Origin of the sequence: Thermococcus piezophilus (genome assembly GCF_001647085.1) — an archaeon.
Taxonomy (GTDB): domain Archaea; phylum Methanobacteriota_B; class Thermococci; order Thermococcales; family Thermococcaceae; genus Thermococcus; species Thermococcus piezophilus.
Map to the genome: position 1 here is coordinate 1,582,534 of NZ_CP015520.1, position 25,083 is coordinate 1,607,616.

Below are 25,083 nucleotides of genomic sequence, written 5' to 3' on the forward strand. Positions count from 1 at the left end.
AAAAAAGTTATAAATCGCTCTGAGCATTCGAGTTTGAGAGGGTGCAAGAGGGAAGGAAAATGGGGGACGACGAGAACGTTAAGAAGGAAGTCCTGACCCCCAAAGAGTACGGGGAGCGCTTAGAACTTGGCATTGAGTTCAATACCACTGAGGAACTCAAGGTTCCGGAAAGGCTCATCGATCAGGTTATTGGTCAGGAACATGCAGTAGAGGTCATTAAAACTGCAGCCACTCAGAAGAGGCACGTCCTTCTCATAGGCGAGCCTGGAACTGGAAAGTCCATGCTCGGCCAGGCGATGGCTGAGCTCCTCCCAACCGAGAGCCTTGAGGATATCCTAGTTTTCCCCAACCCCGAAGACGAGAACATGCCTAAAATTAAAACCGTCCCTGCCTGTCAGGGCAGGCGCATCGTTGAGAGGTACCGTGAGAAGGCCAAGAGTCAGGAGAATATAAAGTCCTACCTTCTACTACTTGTCATATTCACCGTTATGATGGCGTTATTTATTCAGTTTAGCGCCACCACTCTCCTCATGGGCCTGTTCGTCATAGTAATCACCATAATGGCCCTCTCCAACATGCGCCTCAAAAGCTCGGTTCTTGTTCCAAAGCTCCTTGTGGATAACTGTGGAAGAACCAAGGCACCGTTCATCGACGCAACGGGTGCACACGCCGGAGCGCTACTTGGTGATGTTCGTCACGACCCCTTCCAGAGCGGTGGTCTCGGAACGCCGGCTCACGAGCGCGTTGAGCCGGGAATGATACACCGCGCCCACAAGGGAGTGCTCTTCATAGACGAGATCGCCACCCTGAGCCTCAAGATGCAGCAGAGCCTGCTCACAGCAATGCAGGAAAAGAAGTTCCCCATTACCGGCCAGAGTGAGATGTCGAGCGGTGCAATGGTCAGAACCGAGCCAGTTCCATGTGACTTTGTTCTTGTGGCCGCTGGAAACCTCGATACTGTGGACAAGATGCACCCAGCGCTCCGCTCGAGGATCAGGGGTTACGGTTACGAGGTCTACATGAGGACAACTATGCCGGACACTCTGGAGAACAGGAAGAAGCTTGTCCAGTTCGTGGCCCAGGAGGTAATTAGGGACGGTAAGATCCCGCACTTCATGAGGGATGCCGTCGAAGAGATAGTAAGGGAGGCCCAGAAGAGGGCCGGAAGGAAGGGCCACTTAACGCTCCGCCTCAGAGACCTCGGCGGTATTGTCAGGGCCGCTGGTGACATAGCGGTCAAGAAGGGTAAGAAGTACGTCGAGAAGGAGGACGTTTTAGAGGCCATAAAGATGGCGAAGCCCCTCGAGAAGCAGCTGGCAGACTGGTACATCGAGCGCAAGAAGGAGTATCAGGTCATCAAGACTGAGGGCAGCGAGATAGGAAGGGTGAACGGATTAGCAGTCATAGGTGAGCAGAGCGGTATCGTCCTACCGATTGAAGCTGTTGTTGCCCCAGCAGCGAGCAAGGAGGAGGGTAAGATTATTGTCACTGGAAAACTTGGCGAGATAGCGAAAGAAGCAGTCCAGAACGTCTCGGCGATAATCAAGCGCTACAAGGGTGAGGATATTAGCCGCTACGATATCCACGTCCAGTTTCTCCAGACCTACGAAGGGGTTGAGGGTGACTCCGCCAGCATAAGCGTTGCTACTGCGGTCATCTCGGCCCTTGAGGAGATTCCTATAAGGCAGGACGTGGCAATGACTGGCTCGCTCAGCGTTCGCGGCGAGGTGCTCCCGATAGGCGGTGCAACGCCGAAGATCGAAGCCGCTATCGAGGCGGGTATAAAGACCGTGATAATCCCCAAGAGCAACGAGAAGGATGTATTTCTCAGCAAGGACAAAGCCGAGACGATAAACATCATTCCAGTGGAGACAATCGACGAGGTTCTCGAGATAGCACTTGAGGGAAGCGAGAAGAAGAGGGAGCTTCTCAGGAGGATTAGGGAGACCCTACCGCTCTCCCGCTGAGTTTACCTTGTTTTTAATCTATTTTGCGGAAGGACGTTCTTTCCATGATCTTCTACATCTTTGGCCAGAAATACTTAAAAAATGGCCAATCGAGGTAACCTAGGAGGTGGGAGAGTGCTCAAAGTAGAGAACCTCAGAGTCACTGTCGGAGATAGGGAGATTCTCAAGGGTGTGAACATTTCCGTGGATAATGAGGGCTTTCATGTCATCATGGGCCCCAACGGTTCTGGAAAATCCACCCTCGCGCTGACCATTGCTGGTCATCCGAGGTATGAGGTCAGGGAGGGTAGGATACTCTTCAATGGCAAGGACATAACCGATATGCCTCCCTATAAAAGGGCCAGAATGGGCATAATGCTCGCATTCCAGCATCCGGAAGAGATTGAAGGAGTCAAAATAATAGATTTCCTTCAGCAGGTTCTCGCGGAAGTCAAGGGAATTGACCTTGCTGAAGCTTATGATATGATAGTGGAAACCGCCAGGGAACTGTGGTTCAAAGAAGATGACCTCATGAGATACGTTAATGCCGGCTTCTCTGGTGGTGAGAGAAAGCGGTTTGAAATCCTCCAGGCACTGCTTCTCGAGCCGAAGCTCCTAATTCTCGACGAGCCTGACAGTGGCGTTGATGTGGATTCGCTCAGTGTGATAAGCAGAAAGATCGAGGAGCTCCACAAAAAAGGGACGGCGATACTACTGATAACCCACTATGGAAGAATCCTCCAGCACCTCGACCCAAGCACGTTCAGTGTTCACGTAATGAAGGACGGCAGGGTAGTGCTAGAAAAGGGAGGCGAGTTCGTGAAGGAGATTGAAGAGAAAGGCTTCCAGAGACTTTTCGAGGAGTGTGGTTGCGATGAGTGAGGTAACCCTTCATGAAGCCAAGGAGATCATAGCGCAGGAGATAGAGAACCTCGCTAGGAGGAACAAAGAGCCGGAATGGATGACGCGCATAAGGTACAAAGGCTTGGAAGCCTTCGAGAAGGCCCCTCACAATGACCCTGTCATTAGCAAGGACGAACTGCTGAGGTTCATAGCCAAGCCAGAGATAGAGGGCTTCCCCGAGCACATAGAGAGCCTCGATGACCTCCCTCCAGAGATGAAGGCCCTGCTCGACAGGCTAGGCATAAGCGAGGTCGAGCAGAAGTATATTGCCGGTTTAGCCGTTCAGACAGACACTGGAATAATTTACAACCAGTTCCTCCAGGAGTGGGCGAAGAAGGGCCTCATAGTTCTTCCAATGGAGGAGGCAGTGAAGAAGTACCCAGATGTCATGAAGAGGCACTTCCTCCAGATGTTCAGCCCCAACGAGAGCAAGCTGGCAGCCTATCACACGGCAGTGTGGAACGGTGGTATCTTCCTCTACGTCAAGGAAGGCTTAAAGGTTCCCTTCCCGCTCCACCTGTTCTTCCTCATACAGGAGAGCGCATTAGCCCAGGCCCCGCACATAATAATCATCGCCGAACCCAACACGGAGTTCCACCTCATTGAGGGCTGTACAGCACCCGTTTTAGTTAAGCACTCCCTTCACCTCGACATGACGGAGGCGTATATACGCGACGGCGCAAGGGTCCAGCTCACGGTTCTCCAGAACTGGCCTGAGTACGTTCACACTAGGCCAATGACGAGAGCTAGAATAGGAAAGAACGCCCGTTTCATCAACACCACCGTCGGTCTCGGAACGGGGAGGAGCAACATAGCCAATCCCAAGTACTGGGTTGAGGAGAACGGCTACGTTGAATTGAACGGAATCATCCTCGGCCAGAAGGACTGGTACGTTGACCTTGGCGGCGAGATGTACCTCCAGGGAAGGGAAGCCGCGGGTATAAACGCCAGCAAGGCCGTGATAATGGACGAGAGCACTGTCATAACTAGGGGCAAGATAGTGGCCGAAGCGCCAAGAACCAAGGGACACATAAGCTGCGATGCCCTGGTGATGAGCGACAAAGCAGTGATGGAGACATATCCAGGTCTGGTTAGCAGGGTTGACGATGCCGAGCTGAGCCACGAAGCCGCTATAGGCAAAATCCACGAAGAGGAGCTCTTCTACCTTATGAGCCGCGGCCTGAGCGAGGAGAAGGCGACTCAGTTGATAGTCAAGGGCTTCCTCGAGCCGATGCTCAAGGACATCCCAATGGAATTCCTCATCGAGATAAGGAAAATAATCGAGATGGCAGTGAGCGGTGGAATGTGACTGAAGATTTTTCTCTTTGTTTCTTATATCCACTAATTTTAGTCGTTTTTTTCCCTGTGAATCCGAACTAAGAATTTTAAATGGCTCTTCGTCTCTTTTGTGGGTGATAATATGGATCTAATGGCTAAAGCGTTTGAAGAGGCAAAGAACAACCCAAAAATTAGGAAGAAGCTGAAGATAAAGGCCGCCTTCTCGCTGCTTCTGTTCGTAATGTTCCTTGGTGTGATATTCATAACCGTCGGGACAATAATCGCCAGCAAAGCCGGGAGCTTCTTAGGAATGACCCAGCTGGATTTTCTCAAGCTCAGGTCCCAGTACGGCATAATAATGATGTTCCTAATTATAATCCACCTCGCGATGAACAGAAGCATAATGAAGAAGGAGCTTGAGCTCCTCTTCGGCTGACTTCATTTTTAACTGTGGAATTCATTTTTGGCCAGTTCTTCAACAAGCTCAGCAGCCTTCGGAAGGGCCTTCTTTACTTCCTCGCTCAGCTCCATGCCAAGGTCAATTTCCTTCGCAACGACCCCAATGAAGTGGATTTCAACGTTGGCGAGCCTCTCGTCGAGTGCCATGAGGAGTTTGAGCCCTTCTATTGCCCCCATGAAGTGCGCGCTCCTGATTTCAGCTTTCAGCTTCTCGAAGACCTCATCGCCGCTCACGTGGATTATTTCTCCCGCCTTAAACCTTTCACTAAGTATGGCGTCGATGATTATGAGCCTCTCCTCTCCATTGTAATGGCTCTGGAGCCTGAATATGTCAGTGCCAACTTCGATAACGTTGTAACCTTTTTCCGCCAGAAGCCTGCCGACCTTTAAGCCCACTCCATCATCCTTCATCAGCTCGTTTCCTAGAGCTAAGATGAGCGTGCTCATAGATTTCCCTCCTTGTCTACTTTTTAGATGATAACGCTTCCAGCGTCTTTTGGTGGCCTTTCAGTGTTATGTTTTTTCGAACCCGGTTATAATAATCACGCTTCGAGTGCCAAGACAAAAAAGAGGAAAAGCTCAAAGCCTCGCCACGTGCACTGAACAGGAGATGCACGGGTCGTAGGCCCTGACAACCATCTCCGCGAGGAGCTTGAGCTGCTCCGGCTCATCGTTAGAGTGCTTCTCAGCCATCATCCTGACGTGGTGCTCCATCATGGCCAGGTTCATCGCTGTTGGGGTTATTATATCAGCGTAAGCCACCCTACCGTCCTTGATCTCGAGCGTGTAGACGAGCAGTCCCCTCGGTGCCTCGGTGAAGCTTACTCCCCTTCCGTCCCTTATCCCCACCTCGTCTTTCGGCCGTATCGGCCACTTAGCGAGAGTTTCATCGATTAGGTCTATGGCCCTTTCTATGAAGTAGACGAGCTCAAGTGCCTGGGCGAGGTTGTTGGTGAAGGGGTTGGTTGGCTGTAGAAGATCTCTATACTGCGAGTAGAGCTCTTTGGCCCTGCCGTAGAGCAGCTCTGCGTTATTGGCTATCCTTGAAATTGCACTGACCATGAATGGCCTTTCGCCGTTGTAAAAGCTGTGATTGGCGAAGCTGTGCTCCACAACCCTCTCAACTATGTGCTTCTTGTACTCTTCAACTGGGAATTTGAAACCGTCGCTCACCTTGATGTAATCTCCGTAGATGCCGTAGACGTCTCCCCTCGGCTTAACTGCCATGTGGATTATCGGACCCTCCACCTCTTTGTACTGCTTCATCTTTGCAAAGAGCTCGAAGGTGTATTCTGCCAGCGGAAGTGCCTCCTTGAGCTTCTCCTTCATCTCCTCTAGTGTGGTTTTATCGGGGAGCTTTCCGAAGCCACCCAAGATAGCATTTTCTTGGTGGATCGCCCTGCTTCCAAGAACGTCCATCATCCACGAGCCGAGGTTCTTGAGCTTTAGGGCTATCTCGATTTCCTTCTTGTATTCATCTATCATGCTGAGTGGATTGGAGTAGCCGAGATAGTCCGGCAGGACGAGGAGGTAGAGGTGAAGTGCGTGGCTCTCTATCATGTCGCCTATGTAGAGGACCTCCCTCAGGGCCTGAATCTCTTCCCTAGGGGTGAAGCCTACCGCTTTCTCAGCAGCCTCCAGGGCGGTGAGCTTGTGAGCTGCTGAACAGAAGGAGCAAATTCTTGGATAAACGGCCAAGGCTTCTTCAAGCTTCTTGCCTATGGTTATCGCCTCAAAGAACCTTGGACCCTCGATGATATTGAGCTTGACCTCCGTAACGCCTTCGTCGCCCATGACTATCTCGATTCCACCTTTTCCCTCTACACGCGCAATGTGATCAACAGTAATTGGTATGTACATCATTCTCCCTCCTCAAAAATTTTGTTAACCATCTCCTCAAGCTTTGGATTGTGTGCGTTGAAAATCTTCATTCTTTCGAGGATTTCTTCCTTAGTGAGGCCCTTCTCCTTGAATGTCATGGCCAGTGAGTCGAACCATGCAACATCGTAACTTATAGCACCTCTACACCCTATGCACGCTATTCCGTAGCTCGGACACCTTGCGTCGCAACCAGCTACAGTCACTGGTCCAAGGCATGGCTCGCCCTTTTCTATGAGTATGCATGGGTTGCCCTTCAGCCTGCACTCGAGGCAGACGGGATAGTCTATGTCCTCCGGCCACGAGCCGACGAGGAAGGTTCCAAGGGCGTAGAGAAAGTCCTTCTTCTCCGGCGGGCAGCCGTAGATTTTGTAATCAACCTTGATGTACTTCTCAACAGGCTCAGCCATCTTCGGCTGGAACTTTACTTTGGCATCGCCGTAAACAGTCTTCCAAAGCTCTTCGAGCTTCTTGTCATTGGCCCAGCTCTGCACTCCTCCGTGAACAGCGCAGGAGCCAACCGCGATGACTATTTTTGCCTTCTCCCTAACTTTCTTTACAAGCTCGACTTCCTCCTCTGTTGAAACGCTGCCCTCGATGAAGGCTATATCAACGTCTCTATCTTCGTCGCTGTCTCTGTCTATCATAAACCAGCACTCGATATTGGCCTTATTGAGGAGCTGAATTATTTCATCCATCATGGCGAACTGAAGCTGACAGCCGTAGCATGAGGTGAGAGCGTAAAACCCGATCCTAATTTTCCCTGCCATTTCTACCACCTCAATCAAGCAGTCCTGGGGTTGAGACTATGTCAAAGTACGTAAAGACGGGGCCATCTTTACACACGTATTTCCATGAGGTACTCGTTCCGACGTTGCAGTGACCACACTTACCTATTCCGCACTTCATCTTTCTTTCCAGAGTCACGTAGATGTTCTCCGGGCGGTATCCGTAGTTTATGAGCGCTTCAAAGACTGCCTTATACATTCTCGGCGGGCCGCATATGGCTATGGCGGTGTTCTTTGGGTTGGTGTTGGCTTCAACTATGAAGTTCTGAGGCCTCCCATGCAGGCCTGGCCAGTCTGGGTCGCGCGTAACGCTCTGGATTATCTTGACATTTTCGGCTTCGGCAAGGTCTTTCATGGCCTCAAGCTCCTTGTAGAAGAGGAGGTCCTTTCCATAACGGGCTGTGTTGATAAAGGTTATGTTTCCGTACTTCCAGCGGTTGTCCATAGCGTAGAGGAAGACACTCCTGAGCGGGGCAGTTCCGAGGCCAGCAGCGATTAGGAGTAAGTCCATGCCCTTCCACTCGTCCACTGGGAAGCCGTTTCCGTAGGGTCCCCTCACTAAGACGGTGTCGCCAGGCTGGAGCCTGTGGACAACGGTTGTAACTCTTCCTGCTTTCCTTATGCATAGCTCAAAGAATCCCTTCCTCATAGGTGATGAACAGATGCTTATTGGGACCTCTCCAACACCCTGAATGGTGAGCTGGACGAACTGTCCTGGCTTGAAGGTCCAGTTCTCGGCTATCTCTGGATCCTCAAACCTGAACAGGAAAAGCTTCTCCTTCTCAGTCAGTGAGTACACCCTGAGAACTTTGACCTTGTCAAGGGCGTACGGATTGTCATGGCAGAGGCAGACGTTGGACTCGCTCATATGTCCTCACCCTTCACATTGTTGGCGTATGCAAAACCTTTCTTCGGGATTTCTTCGCTTAACTCAGACGGGCAGGCTGGGTCCTCCAATCCAGCTATAATTCTGAGGTTCTTCACGAAATCAATGCCAGCCGGACAGAAGGTGGTACACCTTCCACAGCCGACACAGAAGTTGATTCCAAGCGTCCAGTGAAAGGACATCTTACAGAGATAGCGATTTATGAAGCGGTCCTTTTTGGTAGGCCTGAAGTTGTGACCGCCAGCCACGAGCGCGTGGCTCCTAAACTTACACGAATCCCAGCGCCTTTCCCTGTAGCCTGTGTCGCCATCAATATTCACGACGTCCCTAACCTCATAGCACCTGCAGGTTGGACAGACGGTGTTGCAGTTGCCACAGGCAAAGCATTTATCTGCCTCTTTTTCCCAGAGTGGGTGCTCCATCTCGAGCTCCAGCAGATAGTGGATGTTGTCCCACTCTTCGTGATACTTAAATGCCTTGGCACGCTTCCTTTCAAATTCCCTGAAGGCGCAGATGTCCTCGGATGTGACTTTGGTAAACAGCTTGATGTTCTTGTCAACTATCCTGTGGCCCGTGGGAGTTCCGATCCTCACCAGCCAGCCATCGGGAAGCTCGTGGAAAAACAGGTCAAAGCCGTCATGCTCAAAGTCAGTTCTTAGCAGGTTGCAGAAGCAGTACTCATCTGGCATGCAGCTTATACCGATGATTATTCCTTTTTCACGCCTGACCTTGTAGTACTTGTCAGGGTACTCATCCAGGTATATGCTGTCGAGTATCTTCAGACCGTAGATGTCGCAGGCGTGGAGACCGAAGATGACGAAGGGCTCGATTTCGGGGATTACTTCCCTGTACTCTGCTTTTGAGATGCTGAACTCGAACATCTTCTCCCTTGGTGGGAAGAAGAACTTCTTCGGCGGCATCAGAGTTCTCGTGTAGTTGAATTCAATCTTTCTGACGTCGTCAATTTTTCTAAAATCATAGAACTGATCGGAAATTTTCACTGGGGCGTACAGCTTTCCGAGGTTTTTTAGTCTTTCTAAAAATTCATATGTATTTTCTTTTGGAAGCTTGACGTATCTCATATTACCATCCCCCCAATGGACATAAACTTACGCGTGCTCATGTTTGTCCCCTCAGTCTTGGCTTGGTAGATAGATAAAAAAGCGTTTTTAAACCTGGAAATTGTAAACCAAAGGTTAAAACTCTTTTGTTTAGTTTAGAATTTTAGAGATAACAAAAATTTTAGACGTGATGGTGTCCCTTTTAGCGGTTCCGAGAACAATATAAACCATTATAACTTATTCCACGCCACTATAGTCGTATAAAGTTCCTAATCAACTAATGAAACAGTGTTGAACCTTTAGTTTGGAAAAGGCCGTTAAAAAAACGTTTTTAAGCAAATTCATTTAACACCTAAATGAACATCTTAGGACATTTAATGCAGGGTGGCGGGGATGGCATAGAATAATTCACTCGTGCTGTATGATGTTCATGAGACCGTGGATGTATGCTCAAACGTTGGCTGTGTTAAGACCAAGGCCACTCCATCAAGGCTGCTCTTTGCGGGTTTCATGGCTGGTGCATACATAGCCTTTGGATTCATTTTTGCCATCGTCGCTAGTGCAAGCTTCCATCCAAAGCTGGGCACTTTCCCAAACCTATCTCTCTTCAAGCTGCTTCTGGGTGCAGTTTTCCCAGTCGGTCTCATAGCCGTCCTTCTTGGCGGTGCGGATCTCTGGACGGGCAACGCCCATATAGTAACACTTTCGAAAATGACGGGCAGGGCGAGCATTAAGGATGTGCTCTACAACTGGATCGGCAGCTACACGGGCAATTTCGTAGGCTCGGTCTTCGTGGCATTCTTGGCAGTTTACGGAACGGGGCTCATGGCAGGTGGTTTGTTCAAGGACGTTCTGATAGGCATTGGCAACTACAAAGTGGCGCTCACCCCATGGAAGGCCCTCTGGCTGGGAATAGGTTGTAACTGGCTTGTGAACGTGGTGATATGGCTCTACATTCGCGCCAAAGACACTGCCGGGAAGGTAATCGTAACCTGGTTCCCGATCTTCGCCTTCGTTGCCATAGGTTTTGAGCACAGCATAGCCAATATGTGGGCCATAAGCGCCAGCATATTTGCCTCGGACGGTGCGATAAGCTGGGTCCAGTTCTTCCACAACATAATCCCAGTCACGATAGGAAATGCCATTGGGGGCTTCCTCTTTGTGGGCTTCTACCACTGGTACCTCGCTGACGGTAGAAATGCCATTAAAGAGCTGATTGACTTCGTCGAGGTGCTGGCACTCTTCGTCTTTATCATAGTGCCTATCCCAGCGGGAATAGCCTACGCCCTCAGCGGTCTCGGAAACATTGCCACATGGCTTGTGCCACTCATCATAAGTGTCTATGGAGTTGTGATGACATATTTAGTAAGGAGAGCGCTGTGAAGGTTCAAAATGAAGATGGGGCGGTGGTGCGGATGGAGGAGTTTAAGATTGGCCTGTGCCCATACTGTGGGATGGGGTGCAGGTTTTACATAAAGACTCTTAACGGGCAGCCCATAGGAATAGAGCCGTATCCTGGTGGTGTTAATGAAGGAAAGCTCTGTCCAAAGGGTGTCGCCGCCGTTGACTTCCTCAGACACAAAGATAGGCTGAAAAAGCCGCTCAAGAGAACTGAAAACGGCTTAGTCGAGATAAACTGGGAACAGGCGATAAAGGAGATTGCTGAAAAGCTTCTGGAGATACGCGAGAAGTACGGGCCGGATACGTTAGGCTTCTTCTCAAGTGCCCGTTGTTCCAACGAGGAGAACTACCTCCTGCAGAAAATAGCCCGCCTTCTGGGCACCAACAACGTCGACCACTGCGCGAGGCTCTGTCACGCCTCAACGGTTGTCGGTCTTGCTCAGACGGTTGGCGCTGCCGCTCAGAGCGGCTCCTACACAGACATACCCAAGGCTAAGGTACTCTTGATATGGGGATACAACCCGTCAGAAACCCACCCGGTTCTCATGCGCTACATCCTCCGCGCGAGGGACAACGGAGCCAAGATAATCGTCGTAGATCCGAGGAAGACGGGGACTGTCTGGTTCGCCGATATGCACCTCCAGCTTAAGCCTGGAACGGACATAGTCCTAGCCAACGCTATGATGCACGTCATCATTGAAGAAAGGCTCTATGACAGGGAGTTCATCATGAACCGGACGAAGGGCTTTGAGAAGCTCATAGCAGTTGTCCAGAAGTACACGCCAGAATACGCCGAGGAAATAACCGGTGTCCCCGCCAAGCTTATCAGAGAATCCGCTATAACCTTTGCCACTGCCGGACGGGGCATCGTGATGTGGGCAATGGGACTGACGCAGCACGTCACTGGGGCGGCCAATGTTAAGGTCCTCGCTGATCTGGCTCTGATCTGTGGCTACGTCGGAAGAGAAGGAACAGGTCTCTTCCCGATGCGCGGTCAGAACAATGTTCAGGGAGCATGTGACATGGCAGCCTTGCCAAACGTCTTTCCAGGCTATCAGAAGGTAACTGACGACGAAAAGAGGAAGTACATGGCAGAAATTTGGGGCGTTGAAGATCTCTCATCGAAGCCGGGCCTTACCATTCCAGAGATGATTGATGCGGCTGCTAAAGGCGAGTTGAAGGCACTCTACATAATGGGCGAGAATCCGGTCATGAGCGATCCGAACACAAAGCACGTTATCGAGGCTCTCAAGAACCTCGAACTTCTTGTTGTTCAGGATATATTCCTCACCGAAACGGCCGAGCTGGCTCACTACGTGCTCCCAGCAGCCGCATATGCCGAGAAGGAAGGATCATTTACCGCAAGCGAGAGGCGCGTCCAGTGGAACTTCAAGGCTATTGAGCCGCCGGGAGAAGCCAAACCGGACTGGGAGATACTGACGATGCTTGGAAAGGCTCTCGGCCTGCCAAAGTTCGACTACTCAGACGTTGAAGATATTACGAGGGAGATAACCCTCGTTGCTCCGCAGTACCGTGGGATAACCCCTGATAGGCTCAAGCGAGAGGTTATGGGTGTGCAGTGGCCGTGCCCGAGCGAGGATCATTCTGGAACGCCGAGGCTGCATGTCGAGCGCTTCGCCACCCCCGACGGAAAGGCCAACATAATCCCCGTAGAGTTCAAGCCACCTGCAGAAGAGCCCGATGAGGAGTACCCATTCATACTGACGACATTCCGCATCGTCGGCCAGTACCACACACTTACGATGAGCAACAGGAGTGAGAGCCTGAAGAAGCGCTGGTCCAGCCCGTACGCCCAGATAAGTCCGAAAGATGCAGAGAAGCTGGGTATACAGGATGGTGAAGTGATAAGGATAGTTACGAGACGTGGAAGCTACACCTGCAGGGCGGTCGTTACTGAAGATGTCTCGGAAGGAGTGATCGCAGTTCCATGGCACTGGGGGGCCAATATACTCACGAACGATGTCCTCGATCCAGAGGCGAAGATTCCTGAGCTGAAGGTGGCCGCCTGTAGGGTGGAGAAGATCGGGGGGTGCTGAAGATGGAGAAAAAGCTGTTCATAAACCTCGGGCGTTGCATTGCCTGCCGCGCCTGCGAGGTGGCCTGTGAGAAAGAGCATGGAATTTCATTCATCACGGTCTATGAGTTCAGGGACATAGCGGTTCCCCTCAACTGCCGCCACTGTGAGAAGGCTCCGTGTATCGAAGTCTGCCCGACGAAGGCCATCTATCGCGACGAAGATGGCGCAGTTGTGATAGACAGGTCTAAGTGTATCGGCTGCTACATGTGTTCAGCTGTCTGCCCTTACGCGATTCCTATAGTTGACCCGATAAAAGAGCTGGCTGTGAAGTGCGACCTATGTGCCGAAAGAAGGAAGGAGGGCAAAGGTCCGTTCTGCGCTGCGGTCTGCCCAACTGATGCGATAATCTACGCCGACCTCAACGAGCTGATGGAGGAGAAGAGGAAGCGCAAGGCTGAGCGCATCGTCGAAGCCCAGAGGAAAGCGGTTGAAACGCTCGCCTACTTCGGGTGATGGCGGTGCTGAAAGTGGGGCTCTGTGTGGGGTGCGGGGTCTGTGCAAAGGCCTGCCCCCACTCGGCCATTTCAGTTTTTGAAGATGGTGTGAGGAGGATAGTCTTCGACTCGAAGAAATGCGAAGAATGCTCCTTTGAGTGTAACGAAGCCTGTCCAATGGGGGCGCTGGAAGGGAAGCCGGACAAAGTGGGACTGGTCTTTGAGTTTGCCTACTGTGTCATCTGCGGGAAAAGGCTCAACGTCGTGAAGGAGGAAGCCGAGTATCTTGCAAAAAAGCTGATTGAGCTGGGTGAAAACCCAGAGATTGCCTTTCTCTGTGATAACTGCAAGAGGAAAAGGCTGTTTGGTGTTGCCAACAAATATGAGGCTTACCTGGGGTGATGAGTATGAGCGGGATGAGGTTTGCGTTCCTGTGTAGGGAAAGACCAGAACCAACTGGGAAGAAAATAGCCATTATCGGAGCCGGACCGGCAGGTTTGGCGGCAACTGGCTACCTTGTCTGCCAAGGTCATGAGGTTCATGTTTACGACAAGTTGCCGGAGCCTGGAGGATTAATGCTATTTGGCATACCAGAGTTAAGGATTCCAATATACCGCGTTAGAGAAGGCTATGAAGAATTAGAAAGGGTCTACAATGTCAAGTTCTTCACCAGAACCAAAGTGTACTTTGGGAATCTGGAAGGAGAATCAGGAGACGAGTTCGTTGAGAACAGGGTAGACTTCAAGGAACTCGTGGAGAAGTACGATGCTGTACTAATAGCAACAGGAACATGGAAGTGCTGGATTCCAAACATGGAGGGAGAGGAGCTTGAGGGTGTCTTCCCGGCCCTCGAGTACCTCTTTAGGATAAAGAGCGCCAAGCTCGGCCACATGGATTGGGGCAAGGTCGCACTAGTAGAGGGTAAGAAAGTGCTGGTCGTTGGTGCTGGTCACACAGCCGTCGATGCTGCATTGGAGAGCGTTCTCCTCGGAGCGGATACGGTGTACCTCAGTTACCGCAGGACGATAAGGGAGGCTCCTGCGGGGGCCTATGAGATTAACCTCCTCCAGCAGAGGGGTGTGAAGTGGCTGGAGAGAACGATGCCGGTCAGGATAATAGGTGAGAACGGAAAGGTCAGAGCTGTGGAGCTGGTGAAGACCAAGCTCAGTGAACCCGACGAGAGCGGCAGGAGGAGGCCTGTTCCAGTAGAAGGTTCGAACTTCCAGATAGACGTGGATTATGTCATCTTCGCCGTCGGTCAGAGCCCCACTCCACCCTTCGCAGAAGAGATCGATATAGCCGTCGATAAGAAGGGCAGGATCGTAGTTGATAATAGGCACATGACGAGCAGGGAAGGTGTTTTTGCCGCAGGAGACGTTGTTTTAGGCCCGTCAACGGTTGGTAAGGCTGTTAAGGATGGCTTGTATGCTGCTGAGGCCATGCACATGTGGCTGATGGGGAGGTGATGGGAATGACGAAGAGAATCCTTCACGTTGATTACAGCCTTTGTATTGGCGGTGAGACGTGTGAGGCAGTCTGTGACTTCCTCATGGTGGCAAGCCCAACATAAGGATTTACTACACTGTCACCGGACTTCCGATTCCAATAAACTGCCGCCACTGCGAGAGGGCACCCTGTATAGACGTCTGTCCTGCAGGTGCAATTTACCGCGACAGCGACGGAGCCATCATAATAAACCCTGACAGGTGCATAGGCTGCTACATGTGTCTTGCCGTCTGTCCGTTTGGCGTGCCGAGCTTTGACGTCAAGACTAAGGCAGTCACGAAGTGCGATATGTGTGCCGACAGGAGAAGGCTTGGCATGGAACCTGCCTGTGCCGAGATGTGTCCCGCAGAGGCAATATTCTTTGGAAAGCCCGAAGAGGTCGAGGACAGGATAAGACGCAGGACTGCCGAGAGGATAGCACGCGAGATGATAGCTGCCGTAGACATGGAAGGTGTTGGGAGGATGCTTTAATTACTCATCTGTTTTGACCTTTTTATTGTTTTGTTAGAACCCACAGGTATGACCTGAAAGTCCTGTGTGTTAAATTTAAGCGTTTTAGTTTATTCAAAAAAGAAAACAAGTCTATGTAATATAATTTCCGTAATAGTTTTATGCTTTTGTTTGTCATTTTAGTTAAAAAAACTAGATTTTATTAGATATTTTGTTAAAAACTATTGGTTATGCATTTCTTGTTGTAGAAAGGTTTTTATCCTACCCGAAATAACTACAAATGAACACATTTGGAGGGATGTACAATGTTGTGGGAGTCCCAGATCCCCATAAATCAGGTGTTCGAACTTCGCTGCAGATCCATGACATACTTTGGTGTTGGAGCTATTAACAAGTTTCACGATATAGCTAAGGACCTCAAGGAAAACCGCGGCATAAGCAGGGTCATCCTCGTCACTGGAAAGAGCTCATACAAGAAGTGTGGCGCTTGGGACGTTGTCAAGCCCGCCCTTGAGGAGTACGGCATTGAGTACGTTCACTACGACAAGGTCGGCCCGAACCCGACCGTTGATATGGTCGATGAGGCCACTCAGCTCGGTAAAGAGTTCGGAGCCCAGGCCGTTATTAGCATTGGTGGCGGAAGTCCAATAGACAGCGCCAAGAGCGTTGCGATTCTGCTGGATTACACCGACAAGACTGCCAGGGACCTTTACGAGCTTAAGTTCACCCCAACGAAGGCCAAGCCCATCATAGCCGTGAACACTACCCACGGAACCGGAACTGAGGTTGACAGGTTCGCGGTGGCTTCGATTCCTGAGAAGGAGTATAAGCCGGCCATAGCCTACGACTGTATCTACCCGCTCTACTCGATTGATGACCCCGCCCTCATGACCAAGCTTCCAGCCGACCAGACTCGCTACGTAACCATTGATGCGCTCAACCACATCACCGAGGCCGCCACCACCAAGGTCGCCAGCCCGTACTCGATACTCCTAGCCCAGGAGACCGCCAGGCTGATATTCGACTACCTCCCGGAGGCCCTGTCTCACCCGAACAACCTGCAGGCTAGGTACTACCTGCTCTACGCCTCCGCGATAGCGGGCATATCCTTCGACAACGGCCTGCTCCACTTCACACACGCCCTCGAGCACCCGCTCAGCGCCGTGAAGCCAGACCTTCCACATGGACTCGGCCTCGCCATGCTCCTGCCGGCGGTTATCAAGCACATCTACCCGGCCACCGCCAGGGTACTCGCCGAGGTCTACAGGCCGCTCGTCCCGGAGGCCAAGGGGGTCCCGGGAGAGGCTGAGCTCGTTGCAAAGAGGGTTGAAGAGTGGCTCTTCAACATCGGAATTACTCAGAAGCTCACCGACGTAGGATTCACCGAGGAGACGTTGACAAGCTCACCGAACTCGCCATGACCACCCCGAGCCTCGACCTGTTGCTCTCGCTTGCCCCGATCGAGGCTACCAGGAAGACTGTCGCGGCCATCTACCGCGACTCACTCTATCCGCTTAGCAAGTGAAGTATCTGCTTCACCTCCATCTTTTCAATTTTGAGTTCTCTTGGTCATTGTGGTCTTCCGTGTTCTCACAAAACAATGATGCAGTTTTAGTTATTGGCAAGGTTTCTAAACCCCGAGCCGTGTATGAAAATCGCAAGCGCGAGCAATCATTATTCTTCCTCACGATTTTCTCTCCAGCCTACCAGGCCAAGGGCCCAATTTTGAGGTTACAGGGGGTTAATAGGACTTCTCAACGCGCTTTGCTCGTCAAGCGAAGGGCATCTCAGTCTCCCCTCGCCTTTGCATCAAAGCGGAGATAGATGAAAAGCATCACCATGAACAGGGTTATGTAATAGCTCATCTCGAAGGGAACCACTCCTATAAGTCCCAATGTGTATATGAACGTGAGGACAAGAACGACGGCAAGCAGCAAGCGATAAAACGTCTTTCTCTCCATAGTATCACCGAAAAACGTTGGGGGGATGGTTTTTAACCTTTGCCAAGAGAAAAAGAAGGAAAGGCTCAGCCAGATGCCGAAGAAGTTGCGTTGCAGACAAGTGGCTGTGGCTGGTAGTTGAAGAGCTCCGGGTGCAGGAACTCAGCAATTTCCTCTAATCCGTAGACTATCCTCGGTCCGGGCCTTGAGACGAGGTTGTCGTCGCTGACTGTGAAAACCATGCCGTTCTTGACTGCATTGGTGTTCGCGAGCTCGGTGCTACAGAGCTCTTCCGCGGTGATGCCTGCGTGGGCGGATAGTATTATCACGTCGGGGTCTCTCTCTAGAACCTGCTCGATGCTGACCTGCACCCAGCCACTCACATCAGCGAATATGTTTTCTCCTCCCGCAAGCTCTATGAGGTCGTTCTGGAAGGTGCCGTTGCCTGGAACATAGAGCGGGTTCCACCATGTAATAAAGAGCACCTTGGGCCTGCTCTGGTTGGCCACTATTGAGGTTATGTAGTTCACTTTAGCTTCCATGTCAGCAACGACGAGCTTGGCCTGCTCTTCACGGTTGGTTATCTTGCCAAGGAGCTCTATGCCCCTGTATATGTCTGTGAGATTCTTGGGGTCAATGATGACGACCGGTGCTATCTTTTCTAGGTCGTCCAGTATTACCATGGAGAAGCTGTCCGCGAGGATGAGGTCTGGATTAAGGGACGCTATGACTTCAATGTTGGCGTACTGACCGTAGCCCCCAACACTCGTGATGTTCTTGACCACGGGCGGGAAGTCGTCGTAGTCTGTAACTCCAATCACCTTATCACCGGCTCCGATGTAAAATAGGCTTTCTGTAATGCTCGGTGCGAGGGAGACTATTCTCTGGGGTTCTTTCTCAATGGTAACCGTCCTGTTGGCGAAGTCTGTTATTGTGATTGGATAATACTGTGTCTCGGTTGCAGTGGTAGTGGTTGTTGTCATTGTGCTCGTTGTAGTGGCGGGAGATTCGGTGCTTGGCGAGGTGGTACTTGAAGTTGTGGTGGTCTCAGTGGAGCTTATGCATCCCGATGCCACCACAGCTCCGAGCATCAGAACGAGGAACAAAATCACCGCGGTTCGCCTCATTGGTATCACCTGGATTATTTGTCCATGAGTGGTTGGGGTGGTGGTATATAAGCTTGTTGGATATTTTGGCCAGGTTGAGAAAAATGTGGGGAAGTAAAGAAGAACAGTCACCGCCTCTTCATCATGAGAAACGCAAGGATAACGGCCCCCAGGAGTAGAACAACGACGAGGCCGATGCCCCACGCTGGGATTCCTCCGGAGTCTTCTGTTGTTGTGGTGGATGAAGTTGCACCAACCATCGAAGTTGGAGTGATTGTGGATGTTGTTGTCGTTGTGGTTGTGGTACCTGTGGTCGCCGTGGTGCTTAGTGTAATCGTTTCTTCTTCTGGCTTCAGGTTTGAGGCCTGCAGGGTAGCCCAGCGGAGGAGATTTGTGACGAACTGCTGGCCGTCAAACAGGTAGGGACCATAGCGGTTCACCCAGATAGGCACTGGGCTCCCGTAGGGACTCTCGACGCTGAGGATAAGAAGGCTCTCCCTTCCGTTCGGGAGCTTTACGAACTCCACGGCTAAAAGCGTGAAGAGGCCCTTTTCCCATGTCCTGTATGCCATTGGCTCGGGGGCGGAGTAGTCCTCTATCATGCCGTTGCCGCTCGTGGTGATTATTCTGTATACTCCCTCCGGGATTTCCCCGGCGATAAGGGGATGCCACTTGCCGTTCTCATCAACCCATGCCAGAACACCCGGTTCGTGGAACAGCACCTTGCCGACCTCGGAGTGGTAGCCCTGGTTGAGGATTGAAGCGTCTGGGGTGTGCAGGTCCACTCTGACGTAGCCGGCTACGTAAGTGCTTTTTCCTGCGTTGCTGAATGTGTCGGTGGCTGTCGCGTAGTCAAACCTGAGCCTGGCATTTGGAATTGCCGCGAGGAGCCGGTTTGCGTTGTCCTGGATGTAGGCACCGGTTTTGATGTCCGAATCCCCTGCCACCCATAGGACTTTTCCACCCTCGGAGAACCACTTCACTATCGCGTCTATCTCTTCCTGGGAAAGCCCTTCCCCAAGCTGGCCGATTATCAGCATGTCCACGTCCTTCAGGGCGTCGTAGGTTATGGCATCTCCCAACCTCGTTACGCCTGCGTTTTCCAGTTCTGGCTCGTATCCGAAGTACGACCAGTCGTACCAGGAGAGGGTCGGAATAATCCCCTCCGCCACGATCTTACCCGTCGTTGGGTCAACTATCGAGGCAACCAGTGCAATCGTTCCTTCATCGTGCGATATATCAACGGCTATTGTGGTTGCCCCGACGCACTGGGAGAAGACCCCGATGAGGATTAGAACCATGGGAAATAACACCTTTTTCACAATCCGTCCCCCCATTATGGGGCAACTAATCTTGTAGATGTTTGTGTGTGGACGATAAAAACATTTTCATGCAGACGCCTTCAAAAGTCTAAAAACGTAAAAAGTTGGGAAAGAATATACTCCCATTGAAGAGGCTTTTCAAAAATGTGGTGATATCACGATGCTGGGGGAGCTTTTCCAAAAACTCGGGCAAAAAGAGAGATGAAGACTACTCTTTTTCTTTCCCAATCCTGAATATGTCAACCCTCGCGATTATCCCCGTCATTCTTCCCTCCTTGTCCTGGACGAGAACGGCCGGGTGTTCCTCTAAGAGATACTTCACGACCTCTAGGTCTTCGTCCTCGCTGACTATCGGGAAGGGCTCCTCCATAACCTCCATAACCTTCCTGTCGTAGATGTCCTCGTACTCCAGGCTCTGCCTGATGAGGGTTCGCTCTGTAACCGAGCCAACGACCTTGTTGCCAGCTATCACCGGAATCTGAGAAATGTTGTGCTCGTTCATTATCTTTATGACGTTTTCCACACTCTCATAAGGCTTGACGGAGATGACCGGGGAGGACATAACATCTTTAGCCCTAAGCTGGGCCTTTTTGCACTCGAGAAGGGCCTGAAGAATTCGATTAAACGTGGACAGCCGGGGGTCGACCTTTCCCGCCTCAAGCTTAGCTATGTAAGCCTGTGTCACTCCTGCCCTTTCGGCGAGCTCCTCCTGGGTTATTCCTAATTCCTTTCGAATTCGCCTTATCTCTCGGGGGTCTATGGGGCGGGGTATTATCACCATAAATAACCACCAGTTATTGACTGTAGTCTTCTGGGTTATAAGTTTTGTCCAGAGCACCGTTTTACGGTTTAGAAGAGGGTGGAAAAGCTGTGGGCCGGCGACAGAGGCCCGCGTTCATTCGCTCGCGCGGGTGGATGCACCGGCCTTGTGGGCTCGGCGTGAGCACAGCCCCCTCACCCAACCCGACGCGTTGGGGGTGCGGGTTCGTCCGAGCCCCACGAGGGTACGATTGTACCCTCGCTGTCGGCAGTATTCTCTATATTCAAAAGCCTTAAAAAGGTTAGCGAATCATGCGGTGGAAATCAGGATGACCCCAAGAACGGCCAGAACGAGACCTTCTATTATCCTTTTGTTTGGAGGCTCCTTCAGGAGCAGGATTGCAAGGGCCGAGGCTATGATTGGGTTTATGGCGGAAACTGGCGCCGCTATCTGGGAGCCGACGAGATTGACGGAGTAGACGAAGAGGTACTGCCCGAGCATCAGCCCGCTGATTGCGGCACCTATGAGGAGCGTCGCCTCGCGCTTCGTTATCTCTCTCAGCTCGGAACCGTATCTCGGTAGAAACAGCGAAACTCCGATGGCCGCGAACATCATCCTGATTCCAGCTAAAGTAAGAACGTCCATACTCCCGGTGAGCCAGTCCATAGTGAGTATGGCGAAGCTCCAGGAGAGCGGTGCGAGGAGGGCGAAGACGAAGCCTTTGGGGTTCAGGTGCTCCTCTTCCTCGGCCTTTCTGACGACTATTATTGCCGCAACTACGAATATCGCTCCAAGTAACACCTGGGGGCTGATGTTCCTTCCAAGGAACAGGAACGTCCACAGTATCGTCCAGAGGGGATAGGTCGAGGTTATCGGCACTGTTCTAGAGACACCCATGAGATTGAGGGCGTTGAAGTAGAAGTAGTCCCCTATGACAAAGCCGAACTGGGCGGAAAAGAACGCTACCAGAAGAAGCTTCCAGGAAAGGGATTCTATTTGCGATAACGTGCCGTTGAACAGGAATATGACCGCGAACATTACGGAAACGATGTAGAGGCGGAATATATTGACGGCCACTGGGCTTTTGTTCCTCATGCCTGCCTTTATCAGTATCGTTGAGGCTGCCCAGGAGAACGCCGAGGTAAGCGCCGCGAGAACGCCGAGGATTAAGGTGTTCATGTATCCATCGGGAAACTTTCAGCTTAAAAACTTAACGTTTCGATGACGGACTAAAAGTCAGCGGGGTCAATGTTATAAGGGGGCCCAGCCATGGTAACATAGATGATGACCTCGGCAGAACTGACGTCAGGATGATGACGATCTTGAGTGCTGAAAAAGATTGAAATAATCAGTGGATAATAACGTTGAGCTTCCGAAGGACCATTCCGATTCCATGCTCCCTTGAGACTTCTTTTATAACCCTGTTTATAGTTTCCGCAACGTCCCTGCGTATCCTATCGTCGGAGACCCCAGAGAATGAGCCGAAGAGTCCCCCAACGCTCTCTCTCAGGAAGCTAGCCTCGATGTCAACGTAGACAGTCGAGCCCCTGACCTCGTGGTTCATCTTGAGCCACTTAAAGGTGACCCTCGGAACGAGCTTGAGCTCAGCGTGTATCCTGCTCTTGAGGGTTTCTACAGCAGGTTCTATGCGGCTCTTGAGCATTGCTTCTTCAGCTTCCTTCTTTTTCTCTTCCGTGAGTGCTGAGAGCTCTTCTATCCCCGCCTGCTTGAGGAGCTGTTCAACTTCTTTCTCAAGGAGTGCCTTTTTGGCAAGGATTTCGGCGGTTTTGCTTGAAGTGCCGACTGTGGCAGCGTGGGTAGTGGAAGATGCCGTAACTTCGGGAGTGATAATTTCGATCTCGATGTTGTGAACTGTTATATACCTCTTTATGCTCCTGCTGAGCTCCCTTGCGTGTCTGCTGAGAACATCCTTCACGATTCTCCTGACTTCGTCTTTTGACATTCTCGTTTCCGCCGCCATAGAGAGGTTTATTTCAAATTCCCTACGTCCCTTTACGTCGAAGTGGGCCTTCTTGATCCTTATCTCGGCGCTCTCTATTTCGGTGATGACAGTCCTGGCGTAGGCACTGAAGTACGGCCAGACATCTTCAAGAACTGAGAGGGTTATCCTCCCGTCCTTCGTAACGTTGCCAGTCTTCTTTTTGTCCCTGTCAACTATCTCCTGAGGTTTGAACTCCTCACCGTCAATGACAATACTGACGTCCCTGATTATTGGCTTAATCTCCGCTTCTCTAAGGAGAACTAGAGCATACTTGCTGACCGCGTGGAGCATTCTCTTCTCCGCTATCTCGATATCCCTTGCGCTTCCGTCCGAGGAACCTTGGATGTGAACGTTGAGGTAAACGACACCCTCACCAATGTTGGCATCGAACTCAATCCTGTGGATTCTGAGACCTTTTATTTTCTTGGCCTCCTTTAGGAGGTCCTCTGCATATATCTGGAACGCGTTCTCGGGAATGGTCCCTCCCGTTAAGTTAATGATAACCTCGGGCTTCGTTACTGGGGCGGGTTTTGGCCCTTCCTTTGCAACCTCTCGAAGTTTCTCCTTAACTTTTTTCTCCATAACTTCCTCGATGGGGGTTGGCTTTGGTATCACAGGGGCAGCCTCGGCTGCAGCTATGGCCGCTACTTCCTCCCTCTTTGTTGGTTTCTCAGGGGGAGCTTTCACCTTAAACAGCTCGTCTAGTGGAATCTTCGGGGTCTGGACGTATACATCAACGTTATCCGCTATCGACAGCTTTATTTCCAGATCATCGAGGGCATAAACATCAACGACCAAGGGTTTACCAATGAATGACTTCAACAGTCTAATTACTTCTTCCCCGACCAGATTCTCCTTTTTGTCCACCAGCAGACATTCTGCAGCCAAGATCTTGGATCTGTCAAAGAGAACAGTAACGTAGTACTTTCCGCTCGCGTCCTTGGCGAATATCTTAAGAAACGCTCCGCTTCCCTCAGAGAGAGCTTTTTGTATGGGGCCTCCCAGTTCCCCTACCGAAGTTACTACAACGTTCTCCATGAGTGGTTGCTTGTTTGGCAGCTGCATCCTCATCACCATTAGCTATATATATCCTTCTATCAAAGAAATCCCAAGGGGATTCACCGTCTTAGTATATTAGCGCTTATATTTAAACATTATCGTGCAAAAGGTGAGAAACATGAGGGTGCTGATACTCGGGGGTGGCGCAATCGGCCGCTCAATAGCTGAGTCTCTCAAGGGGGAATTTGAGATTATAATCATTGAAAAAGACGAGCTTCGGGCTAAGGCCCTTGAAGAGAGCGGTTTTCAGGTAATTCAAGGTGATTTCTCATACACAGCTACACTCCTGAAAGCTGGAATTGAGAGAGCCGAGATGGCTATAATCACGACGATGAACGTCGATACAATCAAAAAAACCGTCTACGTCATACATACAAACAACAAAGAAATTCCTATTCTGACTGTCTTACCTGACGAAATAAGCCTTGATGAACTCATCTCTCAGATAAATGAGGAGTTTGAGGCAGAGGTCAAAGTGGACTATGCGATCTCTCCAAGGGCTGCACTCAAAGATGCAATGGTAAGGACAGTTGGGATGCTCGGAGAAAAGAAAAACGCCAACCTTCTCGTCAAGAAGCTCAAGGAGCTTCGGAACGAGGGGGATTCCATTCTCATTGTCATACACGACAACCCTGACCCAGACGCGATAGCAAGCGCCACAGCCCTGAGCGTCATAGCTCGGACACTCGGATTCAAGACCCAGATAGTCTACGGTGGCGAGATAACCCACCACGAGAACAGGGCCTTTGTGAACCTCCTCGGAGTAGAGCTCAGGAAAATATCCCGCGGCTCCTATGAGCTGAGGCGCTACCCCTTCATAGCCCTCGTTGACTGTCAGCCCAATGGAAACCTGACGATACTCGACCAGAGTGACTACGAAAAGATAAAAGTTCTCATCGACCATCATCAAATCCTCCAGCACCTTCAGGAGCTTCTTCCCGAGGATGCCTTCCTTGACATAAGGCCCGAGGTCTATTCCTCCTCCGCAATACTGGCAGAATATCTGAGGATGCTCAACATCTCGGTTAACCACATCCTCGGGACGGCTCTGTTCTATGGCGTATATATCGACACCAAAAAGTTCTCCAAACTCAGTCATGTCGATTTGAAGGCCATTGAGTTCTTAGCCGAGAAGGTGGACTATGAGCTCCTCGATAAGATAGAGCACCCGGACATATCCACTGAGACTGCGAGATACTCGCAAAGGCCATAATGAACAGGCGCATCTACAAGAACGTGGTTATTTCCAACGTTGGGTTCATCACCAACCGCGACGCCATAGCAGAATCGGCGGACTTCCTGCTGAGGCTGGAGGGAATAACGACGGTTCTCGTCTTCGGCATCGTTGACGACAGGATTGAGATTTCAGCCAGAACGCGCGACGTCAGGGTCAATATCGGGGCAGTTCTCAGGGAAGCCTTTGGCGACATCGGAAGTGGCGGTGGCCATGCCCAGTCCGGTGGTGCGAGGATTCCCCTCGGGATTTTCAAGCTAGCCAAGGACAAGAGCTCTCTTCTAAGGCTGGCAGAAGAGGCAATAACGGAAAAGTTCCTTGAGGCATTAAAAGTTAAAGAGGCTTAGCCTCACTCTTCTTTTGACCTTACGAGGATTATGTCGCCTATCGCCGTGACCCTATCGTAGGGAACGCCGACTTTCTCGCCAGGCAGTCCGAGGGCAAGGATTTTCCCGCGTCCTTTGTCTATCTCAATGAGGACCTCGTCGACGTAGCCGACATAGTAGCCCCTGGTGTTGTAAATCTGCTTTCCGTAGAGCCTCGAGAGGCGCATCACCATTCTAACCACCAGA

Annotated in this window: 22 protein-coding genes and 2 pseudogenes; 12 read left to right on the forward strand and 12 right to left on the reverse strand. The window is 51.1% G+C overall.

The genetic code is table 11. The features are described 5' to 3' along the window. Positions 1–59: 59 nt before the first annotated feature. From lonB to A7C91_RS08715, 4 genes are all read left to right on the forward strand, one after another. Entirely contained in the window at positions 60–1,967 is a 1,908-nt protein-coding gene (gene lonB / locus A7C91_RS08700) for an ATP-dependent protease LonB (RefSeq protein WP_068666700.1), read from the forward strand. Between the two features lie 114 nt (positions 1,968–2,081). Continuing rightward, a complete protein-coding gene (gene sufC, locus A7C91_RS08705) occupies positions 2,082–2,828 on the forward strand; it encodes a Fe-S cluster assembly ATPase SufC (RefSeq protein ID WP_068666702.1) in 747 nt (248 codons plus the stop codon). Next, on the forward strand, positions 2,821–4,158 hold the full coding sequence (gene smsB / locus A7C91_RS08710) for an SUF-like minimal system protein SmsB (protein WP_068666704.1): 1,338 nt from the start codon (positions 2,821–2,823) through the stop codon (positions 4,156–4,158). The genes sufC and smsB overlap by 8 nt, the downstream gene beginning before the upstream one ends. A 111-nt stretch (positions 4,159–4,269) precedes the next feature. Beyond that, positions 4,270–4,563, forward strand: a complete 294-nt coding sequence (locus A7C91_RS08715; protein ID WP_068666706.1) for a hypothetical protein — start codon at positions 4,270–4,272, stop codon at positions 4,561–4,563. 8 nt (positions 4,564–4,571) lie between these two features. Here A7C91_RS08715 and A7C91_RS08720 read toward each other — a convergent pair whose 3' ends face one another. From A7C91_RS08720 to hydB, 5 genes are all read right to left on the reverse strand, one after another. Continuing rightward, entirely contained in the window at positions 4,572–5,033 is a 462-nt protein-coding gene (locus tag A7C91_RS08720; protein WP_068666708.1) for a hydrogenase maturation protease, read from the reverse strand. 132 nt (positions 5,034–5,165) lie between these two features. Then, complete coding sequence (gene hydA / locus A7C91_RS08725) at positions 5,166–6,446, reverse strand: NADPH-dependent hydrogenase/sulfhydrogenase 1 subunit alpha (protein WP_082872021.1); 1,281 nt, start codon at positions 6,444–6,446, stop codon at positions 5,166–5,168. After that, positions 6,446–7,234, reverse strand: a complete 789-nt coding sequence (gene hydD, locus A7C91_RS08730) for an NADPH-dependent hydrogenase/sulfhydrogenase 1 subunit delta (RefSeq protein ID WP_068666712.1) — start codon at positions 7,232–7,234, stop codon at positions 6,446–6,448. Before hydD ends, hydA begins: the two co-directional genes overlap by 1 nt. Positions 7,235–7,244: 10 nt before the next feature. Beyond that, a complete protein-coding gene (gene hydG / locus A7C91_RS08735) occupies positions 7,245–8,120 on the reverse strand; it encodes an NADPH-dependent hydrogenase/sulfhydrogenase 1 subunit gamma (RefSeq protein ID WP_068666714.1) in 876 nt (291 codons plus the stop codon). Further along, the gene (gene hydB / locus A7C91_RS08740) at positions 8,117–9,220 is read right to left on the reverse strand and encodes an NADPH-dependent hydrogenase/sulfhydrogenase 1 subunit beta (RefSeq protein WP_068666716.1); all 1,104 of its coding nucleotides are present in this window, start codon (positions 9,218–9,220) and stop codon (positions 8,117–8,119) included. Before hydB ends, hydG begins: the two co-directional genes overlap by 4 nt. 393 nt (positions 9,221–9,613) lie before the next feature. On the opposite strand from hydB, the gene A7C91_RS08745 reads away from it, so the two are divergent. From A7C91_RS08745 to A7C91_RS08775, 7 genes and pseudogenes are all read left to right on the forward strand, one after another. Continuing rightward, positions 9,614–10,582, forward strand: coding sequence for a formate/nitrite transporter family protein (locus A7C91_RS08745; RefSeq protein ID WP_199920016.1), 969 nt, complete (start codon positions 9,614–9,616; stop codon positions 10,580–10,582). Positions 10,583–10,614: 32 nt separating this feature from the next. Beyond that, a complete protein-coding gene (fdhF, locus tag A7C91_RS08750; protein ID WP_068666719.1) occupies positions 10,615–12,657 on the forward strand; it encodes a formate dehydrogenase subunit alpha in 2,043 nt (680 codons plus the stop codon). Positions 12,658–12,659: 2 nt separating this feature from the next. Further along, the gene (locus tag A7C91_RS08755; protein ID WP_068666721.1) at positions 12,660–13,151 is read left to right on the forward strand and encodes a 4Fe-4S dicluster domain-containing protein; all 492 of its coding nucleotides are present in this window, start codon (positions 12,660–12,662) and stop codon (positions 13,149–13,151) included. Further along, positions 13,151–13,534: a 4Fe-4S dicluster domain-containing protein gene (locus tag A7C91_RS08760; RefSeq protein WP_234394355.1), complete on the forward strand. Its 384-nt coding sequence runs from the start codon at positions 13,151–13,153 to the stop codon at positions 13,532–13,534. The genes A7C91_RS08755 and A7C91_RS08760 overlap by 1 nt, the downstream gene beginning before the upstream one ends. Positions 13,535–13,539: 5 nt before the next feature. Beyond that, a complete protein-coding gene (locus A7C91_RS08765; protein ID WP_068666725.1) occupies positions 13,540–14,598 on the forward strand; it encodes an FAD-dependent oxidoreductase in 1,059 nt (352 codons plus the stop codon). A gap of 5 nt (positions 14,599–14,603) precedes the next feature. Further along, positions 14,604–15,109 (forward strand): annotated as a pseudogene (locus tag A7C91_RS08770) (4Fe-4S dicluster domain-containing protein). A gap of 341 nt (positions 15,110–15,450) precedes the next feature. Further along, positions 15,451–16,509 (forward strand): iron-containing alcohol dehydrogenase, encoded by a 1,059-nt coding sequence (locus tag A7C91_RS08775; RefSeq protein ID WP_234394356.1) that lies wholly within the window; start codon positions 15,451–15,453, stop codon positions 16,507–16,509. A 366-nt stretch (positions 16,510–16,875) separates the two neighbouring features. On the opposite strand, the gene A7C91_RS11255 is transcribed toward A7C91_RS08775, so the two are convergent. The 6 genes from A7C91_RS11255 to A7C91_RS08800 form a co-directional block, all read right to left on the reverse strand. Beyond that, complete coding sequence (locus tag A7C91_RS11255; RefSeq protein ID WP_199920017.1) at positions 16,876–17,049, reverse strand: hypothetical protein; 174 nt, start codon at positions 17,047–17,049, stop codon at positions 16,876–16,878. 65 nt (positions 17,050–17,114) lie between these two features. After that, positions 17,115–18,155, reverse strand: coding sequence for an ABC transporter substrate-binding protein (locus tag A7C91_RS08780; protein WP_068666727.1), 1,041 nt, complete (start codon positions 18,153–18,155; stop codon positions 17,115–17,117). Positions 18,156–18,262: 107 nt separating this feature from the next. Then, positions 18,263–19,456 (reverse strand): hypothetical protein, encoded by a 1,194-nt coding sequence (locus A7C91_RS08785; RefSeq protein WP_234394357.1) that lies wholly within the window; start codon positions 19,454–19,456, stop codon positions 18,263–18,265. 208 nt (positions 19,457–19,664) lie between these two features. Continuing rightward, complete coding sequence (locus A7C91_RS08790) at positions 19,665–20,237, reverse strand: CBS domain-containing protein (RefSeq protein WP_068666731.1); 573 nt, start codon at positions 20,235–20,237, stop codon at positions 19,665–19,667. Between the two features lie 288 nt (positions 20,238–20,525). Further along, positions 20,526–21,395, reverse strand: a complete 870-nt coding sequence (locus A7C91_RS08795; RefSeq protein WP_068666733.1) for a DMT family transporter — start codon at positions 21,393–21,395, stop codon at positions 20,526–20,528. A gap of 169 nt (positions 21,396–21,564) precedes the next feature. Next, positions 21,565–23,283 carry a hypothetical protein gene (locus A7C91_RS08800; RefSeq protein ID WP_068666735.1) on the reverse strand — a complete coding sequence of 573 codons (1,719 nt, stop codon included), beginning with the start codon at positions 23,281–23,283 and terminating at the stop codon, positions 21,565–21,567. A gap of 112 nt (positions 23,284–23,395) precedes the next feature. Between A7C91_RS08800 and A7C91_RS08805 the strand changes: the two are divergent. After that, a pseudogene (locus tag A7C91_RS08805) lies at positions 23,396–24,858 on the forward strand (DHH family phosphoesterase). A gap of 2 nt (positions 24,859–24,860) precedes the next feature. Here the strand turns inward: A7C91_RS08805 and A7C91_RS08810 are convergent. Then, positions 24,861–25,070 carry a PRC-barrel domain-containing protein gene (locus A7C91_RS08810; RefSeq protein ID WP_068666737.1) on the reverse strand — a complete coding sequence of 70 codons (210 nt, stop codon included), beginning with the start codon at positions 25,068–25,070 and terminating at the stop codon, positions 24,861–24,863. Positions 25,071–25,083: the final 13 nt, after the last annotated feature.